The 10,486-nt window shown below is 32.0% G+C and carries 9 protein-coding genes and 1 pseudogene; 3 read left to right on the top strand and 7 right to left on the bottom strand.

What is annotated here, in order from left to right; translation table 11 throughout:
- From recQ to aroB, 5 genes are all read right to left on the bottom strand, one after another.
- Window positions 1–1,882 (bottom strand): DNA helicase RecQ (gene recQ / locus WBQ70_RS02750; RefSeq protein WP_423910233.1); only part of this gene is annotated, 1,882 nt, incomplete at its 3' end.
- A 90-nt stretch (window positions 1,883–1,972) separates the two neighbouring features.
- Window positions 1,973–2,371, bottom strand: a complete 399-nt coding sequence (locus WBQ70_RS02745) for a DNA primase (RefSeq protein ID WP_423910230.1) — start codon at window positions 2,369–2,371, stop codon at window positions 1,973–1,975.
- 9 nt (window positions 2,372–2,380) lie between these two features.
- Window positions 2,381–3,352 carry a deoxyhypusine synthase family protein gene (locus WBQ70_RS02740; protein WP_423910227.1) on the bottom strand — a complete coding sequence of 324 codons (972 nt, stop codon included), beginning with the start codon at window positions 3,350–3,352 and terminating at the stop codon, window positions 2,381–2,383.
- Between the two features lie 96 nt (window positions 3,353–3,448).
- A complete protein-coding gene (locus tag WBQ70_RS02735; RefSeq protein WP_423910224.1) occupies window positions 3,449–4,849 on the bottom strand; it encodes an arginine decarboxylase in 1,401 nt (466 codons plus the stop codon).
- 293 nt (window positions 4,850–5,142) lie between these two features.
- Window positions 5,143–6,222, bottom strand: coding sequence for a 3-dehydroquinate synthase (gene aroB / locus WBQ70_RS02730; RefSeq protein WP_423910221.1), 1,080 nt, complete (start codon window positions 6,220–6,222; stop codon window positions 5,143–5,145).
- Between the two features lie 283 nt (window positions 6,223–6,505).
- Here aroB and WBQ70_RS02725 point away from each other — a divergent pair.
- The 3 genes and pseudogenes from WBQ70_RS02725 to WBQ70_RS02715 all read left to right on the top strand — a co-directional run.
- Window positions 6,506–7,348: pseudogene (locus tag WBQ70_RS02725) on the top strand (proline dehydrogenase family protein); the annotation flags it as partial.
- 41 nt (window positions 7,349–7,389) lie between these two features.
- On the top strand, window positions 7,390–7,824 hold the full coding sequence (locus tag WBQ70_RS02720) for a transposase (protein ID WP_423910219.1): 435 nt from the start codon (window positions 7,390–7,392) through the stop codon (window positions 7,822–7,824).
- Window positions 7,824–8,690, top strand: coding sequence for an IS3 family transposase (locus WBQ70_RS02715; RefSeq protein WP_423910217.1), 867 nt, complete (start codon window positions 7,824–7,826; stop codon window positions 8,688–8,690). Before WBQ70_RS02720 ends, WBQ70_RS02715 begins: the two co-directional genes overlap by 1 nt.
- 210 nt (window positions 8,691–8,900) lie before the next feature.
- Here WBQ70_RS02715 and WBQ70_RS02710 read toward each other — a convergent pair whose 3' ends face one another.
- Together WBQ70_RS02710 and WBQ70_RS02705 are read right to left on the bottom strand one after the other, a co-directional pair.
- Window positions 8,901–9,548 carry an endonuclease III domain-containing protein gene (locus WBQ70_RS02710; RefSeq protein WP_423910214.1) on the bottom strand — a complete coding sequence of 216 codons (648 nt, stop codon included), beginning with the start codon at window positions 9,546–9,548 and terminating at the stop codon, window positions 8,901–8,903.
- A 138-nt stretch (window positions 9,549–9,686) separates the two neighbouring features.
- Window positions 9,687–10,400: a DUF4369 domain-containing protein gene (locus WBQ70_RS02705; RefSeq protein WP_423910211.1), complete on the bottom strand. Its 714-nt coding sequence runs from the start codon at window positions 10,398–10,400 to the stop codon at window positions 9,687–9,689.
- Between the last annotated feature and the right edge of the window lie 86 nt (window positions 10,401–10,486).

Raw genomic sequence — 10,486 nt, 5'->3', positions numbered from 1 at the left:
AATTTCTTTTTTCAGCAATTGCTTCAGGGGAAAGTCCGCTTTCAAATAAGGCTAGCGTTTCCTTGTAAGTGGTTGACCCTTTTTTAGGTTTGGCAGCTTTGCTTTTATGAAAATCGATTATAGCTTTTATGAAAATATCTCCATATTTTTCCAATTTCACTTTTCCAACACCGTCAATAGCGAGTAATTCATCATCACTCATCGGACGATTAATTTCCATTTGTTTTAAAACGGCATCACTAAAAATAACATAAGCTGGAACCGATTCTTCTTTCGAAAGATCGTAACGTAGTTTTCTTAATTTTTCAAAAAGTGAATCATTTTTAGGTTTGGTTTTAGTTTCTTTAATAGTTGCTTTTTCCGTTGATACTTTTTGAACCGTTGTTAATTGTACTTTTTCGCCATTAAACAAAACTTCGTGAGCCAAAGAAGTCAATTTGATTTTGTTTTGTTGATGAAAAGCAATTTCACAATACCCTTGATTGATTAATTGAATTAGGTATTGGTTCCAATCGTACCACGATACATCACTACCTACAGCATAGGTTTTTAAGTTTTGGTATTCTTTTTCAAAAATATAAGCATTTTTAGAACCTCTCAAAAAGTCAACGATTACTGGTAAGGCTTCTAATTCTTTTAAACGAATGATCGCTGACAGTGCTTTTTGTGCTAAAATAGTTCCGTCAAAAAAGGCAGGTGGATTTTTGCAAATATCACAATTGCCACAATTTTCGGTTACGATTTCGCCAAAATAAGAAAGTAAAATCTTTCTACGACAACTCAATGCATCAGCATATTGTTTCATTCGTTCCAGTTTTGCTAATTGTACTTCGGCATTCAAACCTTGAGAAGCAAATTTTTGTAGTTGAATCATGTCACCATAACTTTCGAACATAATCGTTTCTGAAGGCAATCCATCACGACCCGCACGACCAATTTCTTGATAATAGCCTTCGATGTTTTTAGGAAGATTATAATGAATCACCCAACGAACATTTGATTTATCAATCCCCATCCCAAAAGCAATCGTTGCACAAATGACTTGGCAATCATCATTTATAAATTCGTCTTGTGTTTGTGCACGAAGATTAGCATCTAATCCAGCATGATAAGCTTTGGCATTAACGCCTGCTTTTTTTAATTTTTCGGCTAGTTCCTCCGTAGTTTTACGACTTAGGCAATATATAATTCCACATTCTAGTGGTTTATCAGCAATAAAGTCAATGATTTGTTTGACTCTGTCTAAGGCGGGACGAACTTCTAAACTTAAATTTTTTCTATCAAATGATGATATTGAAACAAAAGGATCTGCTAAATTTAATTGTTGGCTAATATCTTTACGTGTTGCTTTATCAGCTGTAGCAGTTAAAGCTAGGATTGGAGTAGAAGTGAAGCGATTTTTGAGATATCCTAAATTAGTGTAAGCGGGTCTGAAGTCATGTCCCCAAGAGGAAATGCAATGTGCTTCGTCAATTGCAATAAGGCTTACTGTAATTTGGTTGAATGTATTTTCTAAATAAGACAAACTTTCTGGAGCAAGATAAACGAGTTTTATTTTTTGATTAATAATGCTTTCAATGTTTTCTTGTTGCTCAGCACTGGATTGGCTACTATTGATATAGCAAGCTGGAATTCCATTTGCTTTTAAACTATCTACTTGATCTTTCATTAAAGCAATCAAAGGCGAAATAACGATTGTTATTCCAGGAAGTAACAATGCGGGTAATTGAAAACAAACCGATTTTCCTCCACCTGTGGGCATAATTGCCAGTGTATCTTGACCTGATAGAATAGATTGGATGATTTTTTCTTGATTGGGTCTGAATTTTTCAAAACCAAAATTTAATTTTAATGTTTTGTGGAGTGAAATAGTATTGGTCATGGCGTTTATCAAAATAATTTTAGAAAATTAAAGATATAAAAAAAAGGAACTCCTAAATGGAGTTCCTTTGGTATTTTTATAGAGAAAAAATTAATCCTCATCATCATCGTCGTCATCATCATCAGACCTATTTTTATTGTCTGAATCTTCATCCTCGTCATCAAATTCTGGTTTATCAAGATTTTCATCTTCATCGTCGTCGTCGTTGTCTTCATCGATATCCAAACCTTTGATTGGTGCAATTGGTTCGATTACGTCATCGATTTCATCATCTTCGTCATAATTCTCAATTCTATCCGCTAGTTTAGTACTTACTTTTACTAAATAAATAGTGTCTTCGGTACGTACTTCAACAGCTTCAATCAATTCGTTTTTAGCATTTCTAAAACGAATAATATCAGAATCGTCGTAACCATCAGGGAATCTATCCACTAATAGGTTTAAAATTTCGTTTGTAAGTTTTGCGTAATCAACAATTACTCTTTTCATAATGATATTCTATAAATCTAATAAATAAGCAAAAATTAAAGGCACTACAATTGTAGCGTCTGATTCAATAATGAACTTTGGAGTATTCATGTCTAATTTACCCCAAGTTATTTTTTCATTTGGAACCGCTCCTGAATACGAACCGTAACTAGTTGTTGAGTCCGAAATTTGGCAGAAATAACTCCAAAATGGAACGTCATGCATTTCCATATCTTGATACAACATTGGTACTACACAAATAGGAAAATCTCCAGCGATACCTCCACCAATTTGGAAAAAACCAACACCGTTAGTACTATTTTTTGGATACCAATCAGCAAGGAAAGTCATGTATTCGATTCCTGATTTCATGGTCGATGCTTTTAATTCTCCTTTAATTACATAAGAAGCAAAAATATTCCCCATCGTGCTATCTTCCCATCCTGGTACAATAATAGGTAAATTTTTCTCAGCAGCAGCATACATCCAGCTGTCTTTTAAGTCAATTTCGTAATATTCTTCAAGGACTCCTGAAAGCAACATTTTATACATGAACTCATGAGGAAAATAACGTTCTCCTTTGTCATCAGCATCTTTCCAAATTTTGAAAATGTGTTTTTGTAAACGTCTAAACGCTTCGTGTTCAGGAATACAAGTATCTGTTACACGGTTTAATCCTCTTTCTAATAAATCCCATTCGTCCTGAGCTGTCAAGTCTCTGTAATGAGGCACTCTTTCGTAATGAGAGTGAGCTACTAAGTTCATTATATCTTCTTCAAGGTTCGCTCCAGTACAAGATATGATTTGTACTTTGTCTTGACGAATTATTTCAGCAAATATTTTACCAATTTCGGCTGTACTCATTGCACCGGCCATCGTAACCATCATTTTAGCACCATTGGCTAATTGTTGTTCATAGGCTTTTGCGGCATCAACTAATGCAGCTGAATTGAAATGCAGGTAGTGCTTTTCGATAAATTGGCTAATAGGTCCCTTACTCATTGTGTTTTTTTTAAAAATATTCAAATCGATTATTTGAAAGAGATTCTAATTTCAAATGTAAAGATTTTTTGATTTAACTATTACTATATTGAATTATTATTTTGCGTTGTATCCTAAAATTTTTAAGACATCTTCAGAGGTTTGCTGTTCTGAGAAAACTTCTGTTCCTATTATCCCGTTTTCATCTCTGTCAATCAAGATATGTTTGGGTTGTGGAATTAAACAGTGGTGTAATCCTCCATATCCTCCAATGGTTTCTTGATAAGCCCCTGTATTAAAAAAACCAATATAAAGTGGTTTTTCTTTATTATATTTAGGTAAATAAATGGCATTCATATTTTGCTCAGAATTGTAATAATCATCACTATCACAGGTCATTCCTCCGAGTAAAACTCTTTCATAGGTTTCGTTCCAACGGTTTACTGCTAGCATAATAAAACGTTTGTTTATCGCCCAAGTGTCTGGTAAAGTAGTGATAAAGGAAGAGTCAATCATGTTCCATTTTTCTCTGTCGTTTTGTTGTTTTTGATACAAAACTTGGTAAATAGCACCTCCGCTTTCACCTACTGTAAAAGATCCAAATTCGGTAAAGATATTAGGAACATCTACTTCAGCTTCATCACAAGCAATTTTAATCTGATTGATAATTTCGTCAATCATGTATTGGTAATCATAATCAAAAGCTAATGAGTTTTTGATAGGGAAACCACCACCAATATTCAATCCATCAAGACTTGGGCACTCTTTTTTAAGCGCGATATATACTTTGATACATTTTACTAATTCGTTCCAATAGTATGCGGTATCATTAATACCAGTATTGATGAAAAAGTGTAGCATTTTCAGTTCCAATTTGGGATTGTCCTGAATTTGTTTTTTGTAAAAGTTAACTATGTTTTTGTATCCAATTCCTAACCTTGACGTATAGAACTCAAATTTAGGCTCTTCCTCCGCAGCGATACGGATTCCAATTTTGAATTTCCCTTTAATTTCAGCTTGAAGTAAATCTAATTCTTCGTAATTATCGATAATTGGAATAGTATTCTTATGTCCGTTATTGATCAAACGAGCAATGTTTTCTATGTACTGATCTCTTTTAAAACCATTACAAATTACATAAGTGCTTTTGTTGATTTTACCGTTTTGTAACAAATTTTCAACAATATTAATGTCAAAAGCAGAGGAAGTTTCAATATGAATATTATTCTTGAAGGCTTCATTCATAATGTATTCAAAATGAGAGCTTTTTGTACAGTAACAATAGTAGTATTTAGCCTCATATTTGTTTTTATCCATCGATTTACGAAACCAATTTTTAGCTTTGTTAATATTGTTGGAAATTTGAGGCAAATAAGTAAATTTCAGTGGAGTTCCATACTGTTCCACTAATTTCATCAAATCGATATTGTGAAACTGAAGATTGTCTTTGTTTAGATTAAATTCTTCTTGGGGAAAATAGTAGGTTTGATTTATTAAGTCAGAATATTTAGTGTTCATTTTAGTGTAAGTTTATTTTTAGAATTAGTAAATAAAAAATAGTTTAAACTAAAATTCAAACTCTAATATTAGCATAAATAATTTGTAATTCTTTATGCTCCATTTTTAGGTACTGAAAAAGGTCGAAAATAAAGTTCCCTTTAATCGAATAGAAACGCTTCAATATACTCAAAAATGATTTATTGTTTTGTGCTCTATTTGATGAGTGACTTCCTTGTTTTTTATCCTTTTTCATTGAGGCAAATGTAAATAATAATATAGACGTAATCCAATCCTTTTTAGCTAAAAAATTATTAAGATTGATAATCATTAAAGGCTTTAAGAATCAATTCATTTTCAACAGTTTGATTGATGATAATTTTTCCAATACCCTCAATCAAGGCAAACTGAATGGTGCCGTATTCATTTTTTTTGTCATGAATCAGTAATTCTAAGATTGGTTCGATGTCATTTTCTTCAAAACTAATGTCGTCATAAATTGATTTTAGTGTAGTTTTAATCTCATTGAACTCCGCTTCGTTAATCAAATTCTTGTGTAATGAAATGTAGCTTTCTAAAATCATTCCTACAGCAATTGCCTCTCCATGCAAGAGTGTTGTCTTATTTTCATTTTCTAAAAAATAACTTTCGATAGCATGTCCTAGCGTATGACCAAAATTCAATGCTTTTCGGAGGTTTTTTTCGGTTGGATCTTTGGTAACAATATCGTTTTTGATTTCTACAGAACGGAAAATTAATTCGTCCAGAGCATCAAAATCAATGGCTTTTAAATCTAAAAATTGCTCCCAGTAGTTTTTATCGTAAATCAAACCATGTTTAAGCATTTCAGCAAGACCAGAACGCATTTCATTTTGAGGAACGGTTTCAAGATAAGCAGTATCTACAATGACCATTTGAGGAAGGTTGAAAACACCAATTTGATTTTTTAAATTTCCTAAATCCACTCCGTTTTTACCACCTACAGAAGCATCTACCATTGAAAGTAGGGTTGTTGGGATGTTGATAAAATCAATACCTCTTTTGAAAGTAGAGGCAACAAAACCACCTAAATCTGTCACAACGCCACCACCAAGATTGATGACTAAACTTTTTCTATCGCCACCAAGTTCTGTTAGGACATTCCAAATTTGAACACAGGTTTCAATATTTTTATTGATTTCTCCATTTTCAAATTCAATGATTTCAATCGTTAAATCAGTTTCAATTTGCGGAAGGAATTTAGGCAAACAAAACTCGTTAGTATTACTGTCAACGATGATAAACAAATTTGAATATTTGTTTTCTTTTAAATGTATGTTTAATGCTTCGTATCCTTTTTCGTTAAAATGAATGGGATGATCGACCGCTAGAATGGTATTAGATTGTAGAGACATATTGTTTTAATAATTTGCAAAATTGATATAAAACTCTTTTTGTAAAACACGTAAAACATTGAGAATAACAGTGTTTTTCGAGGTTCTGTTTCTTTTTTGATATAGAAACAAAAGAGTTGTTTTTAGTATTCAAATTGAATTGACAAAACTAATGTTTTTTTGATTTTATTTAGGGTATTTTTAAAAAAATGTAACCACAAATTACACAAATCAGCACAAATTTATTTGTCTTAAATATTTAGATCAAAATTGATAACTTTACGTAAAACGAATCATTTATTTCATGGAACAAATATTCAACAATACTCAAATCGCCTTCTCATTGAAAACCGATACTGAACTGGAAAGAGCGTATTTTCTTTTCAAGATGATTGCTAATGAGCCTTTGGTGCGCATTGGTACTTTGGTTGCTAGTTTTGCTTTGAAAGCGCATTTGCCAGTTGAAGGATTGATTCGGGCCACGTTTTTTGATCATTTTTGTGGTGGTGTAAATGAAGAAGATTGTCTTAAAGTGGTAGATACTATGTTTACCAAAGGCGTTTCGTCAGTCTTAGATTTTTCAGTTGAAGGCAAAGAAACCGAAGAACAATTTGAGTTGGCTTTGCAAATGATTTTGAAAACGGTTGATTTTGCCAAAGAACGATTGGCTATTCCGTTTGCGGTTTTTAAACCCACTGGTTTAGGACGATTTTATTTGTTTGAAAAAAAGAGTCAAAATGAGAGCTTAACTATTAAGGAACAAGAAGAATGGAGCAGGGTAGTCGCTCGTTTTGATGCGATATGCAAAATGGGTTATGATAAAAATTTGCCTTTGCTGATTGATGCTGAGGAAAGTTGGATACAAAATGCAGTTGATGACTTGATTTTAGAAATGATGCGGAAGTACAACAAAGACAAAGCGATTGTTTATAATACATTGCAAATGTACCGTCATGATCGATTGCATTATTTGAAGGAATTGCAGCATTTGGCTGTTAACGAAGGTTTTTTTGTAGGTGTTAAATTAGTTCGTGGTGCTTATATGGAAAAGGAAAGACATAGAGCTCTCGAGAATAATTATCCTTCACCAATTTGTGAAACCAAAGAAATGACCGACACTAATTATAATGAGGCGATTTTGTTTGTGATTGTCCCGTCCTGAAATAGCGATACACAAAAAGTATCCTAATGGAAAAACATGAACAAACACGCTATGTTAAGCGAACTCAAAAAGATTATTCAATGTCTTTTAAATTACAGATTGTTCAAGAGATTGAGCAAGGTCATCTTACTGCTACAGCAGCAACAAAAAAGTATGGGATTCAAAGTAGAAAGACAATTGTAGAATGGCTAAAGAAATTCGGTAACTTTGATTGGGAAAACAAAACACCATTTACTATGTCAAAGTCACCAGAACAAAAGATCATGGAGCTTGAAATCAAAGTAAAACTTCTAGAGAAGCAGAAGTCGTTACTGGAGAGACAAGCCTTTGTTGCAGATAAAAAAGCAATCATTTTTGATATGATGATTGATATCGCAGAAGAAGAATATAAAATTGATATACGAAAAAACTCTCCACCCGAACAATCGACCATTTTAAAAACAAAGAACAGCAAACAATAATGTTCGCCTGTAATTTGTTCGGGATAGACAGACAGGTTTATTATCGAAGAATTAAAAGAAAAAGCAAGAAGGAATCTAAAGCAATTGAAGTCGTGTCAATGATTAATCAAGTACGCAAGACAATGCCTAGGCTTGGTGGTAAGAAATCATATCACTTATTGATAGATGATCTCAAATCAATGAAAATAGGAAGAGATAAGTTATTTGATATACTCAGAGCGAATCATTTACTAATTCAACCAAAGCGCAGCTATCACATAACCACTAACTCTCATCATCGATTTAGAAAACATCAAAACTTAATTCTAGGTTTAGAAATAAATAGACCCAATCAAGTTTGGGTTTCGGATATAACTTATATCGGAAAACGAGAAAAGCCGTGTTATTTAAGTCTTGTTACCGATGCGTATTCGAAGAAAATTATGGGATATTATGTTGCTAATAATATGAATACAGAAAGTAGTGTTAAGGCACTTAATATGGCTATAAAGCAAAGAAAGAACAATGAAACACCATTGATTCATCATTCAGACAGAGGATTGCAATATTGTGCAAATGATTATCAAAACACTCTAAATAAAAATGGAATATTACCGAGTATGACTCAAAACTCTGACCCATATGAGAACGCTGTAGCTGAAAGAATAAATGGAATATTAAAACAGGAATTCATGATTGATAAATACAATTTAGATTTAAAAATCATGAAGCAAATTGTCAAAGAATCAGTCAATATATACAATGAATTAAGACCCCATTATTCTAATCATATGCTGACTCCAAACAAAATGCATTTACAAAGTCAGATTAAAATGAGGACTTATAAAACAAAAAACACTTGCAAAAACGTTTTTGCAAGTGTTTAAATTAAATATTTTTGTCTAATAATCTGTATCGGTTATTTAGGACGAGACAAACTGTTTTTTAATTATTATCGAATCAAGTTGGATCAATCCTAGAACCTATGGAGAGACATAAATTAAGGGGATTGGAATGTGGTGTAAATACCTTACTTATTTGCCAGATAATTATAGGACATCGAAGGAGTGGATTTAATGGTTGTTATATAATGCGATTTAGTTTTTTTCTAAATCAATGTAATACTCACAAATCTTATTAATAGGACATTCTTCGCATTTTGGTTTTGGTCTGCATATTTCTCTTCCTAAAAAGGAAAGAGCCATTCCTATTTCTCCCCAGATTATTTTTGGTAGGTTTTGCATAAGTTGTTTTTCTAGTTTTAAGCTGTCTTTGGTTTCAATCGCTAGTCCAATTCTAGGGGCTACTCGAATGACGTGTAAATCGGCTATAATCCCTTCGGCGGGAAATCCTAATTCACGTAAAATGACATTAGCAGATTTTCTTCCAATTCCTTTCAGGGCTGTTAATCTGTTTATCGTAAGTGGAATATTTTCATCCTTTTGGACTGTTTTGGCTATTTCTAATAACCAATTGGCTTTAGTGTTAAAATGGTTTACTTTATCAATATAGGGGTAGAGTCTTCCTGCATTGGTTTGTGATAAACTTTCCATATTTGGAAAAGCTTCAAATAACATGGGGGATGTTGCATTTATATTGGCATCAGAATCTTGAGCTGACAACACTACCATTACTACTAATTGGTACAAATTGGTATAATTTAATGGATGTTTTCGTCCATTGTACTTTGTTAGGATTGGGTTTAATTTACCTACCCAGTCAGTAGTGTTATCAAATAAGTTCATGTTTGGTTTACTCTTAGTTTAGTAAGTGAAGTTGCTTTTTCAATATTCTAAAAGTATTTATTAGAATATTTGTTTTGGATAACATTTGGTTTTGAAATATATAAAAAAACCTGTTCAAATGAACAGGTTTAAGTATTGTTATTCGTTTTCTTTCTTTAATGTGTTAACATATTCAGTTAATTTCTTACCATAAATAGAATTAGCTACATTTGGTTTCATTGTTTTTTGAATTGTATCCAAATAGTTTATGTTAATATCTCGAATTTCAGTTAAAACAATATAAGGACTTGCTTCGGCATCTTTATGATTTAGAGCAAAATTTGCGGTGTATAGATATTTTCGTTTATTGTTTTGTATCATTTTATTATTGATACTATCTAATTTAGAATTGTTTAGGTATTTGGTTGCATAAAACTTTGCTTCAATAAGATTTAGGTTTTCATCTTTGAATTGCGTTGCTAATTTTTTGTATTCCTCATAAATTTTTTGGTTTTTAGAACCTGTTATTTTTGCAGAACCTAAAAAACTATCTAAATTAGTATCAATCGTAATATTTCCTGGTTCTGCAAAAAATTGAATGTTATTGTCTAAAGAATTTGTAACTCCTCTGTCTAAGAAAAGAAAGAGCATTTCAGGCGACTCCAATTCTAAATTACTTTCAAAATTAGAATTTCCGTCAATTTCAATAGTATCTATTATGACAAATGCAGTATCTATTATTTTTTGAATGTATAAGGTTCCTTTTTTTAATCCCTTTATAGTACCTGTAATATGTACATTGCTTTTGGTCTCTTTCTTAGAACATGATGTTATAAGAAATAAAGAAGTAAATACAATTATTAAATTTTTCATTTGTTAGTTTTGATTAGTTTTAATTTTTTTTGTTGGTTTTTAAGGGATGCAAATTAAGAAATTTGTTGGAATCTCAACGGTTTTTA

It is taken from the genome of Flavobacterium sp. (genome assembly GCF_049590715.1).
In the GTDB taxonomy this organism is placed as follows: domain Bacteria; phylum Bacteroidota; class Bacteroidia; order Flavobacteriales; family Flavobacteriaceae; genus Flavobacterium.
Note: the sequence above shows the minus strand (reverse complement) of the source record. Positions and strands in the feature narration are given on the sequence as shown.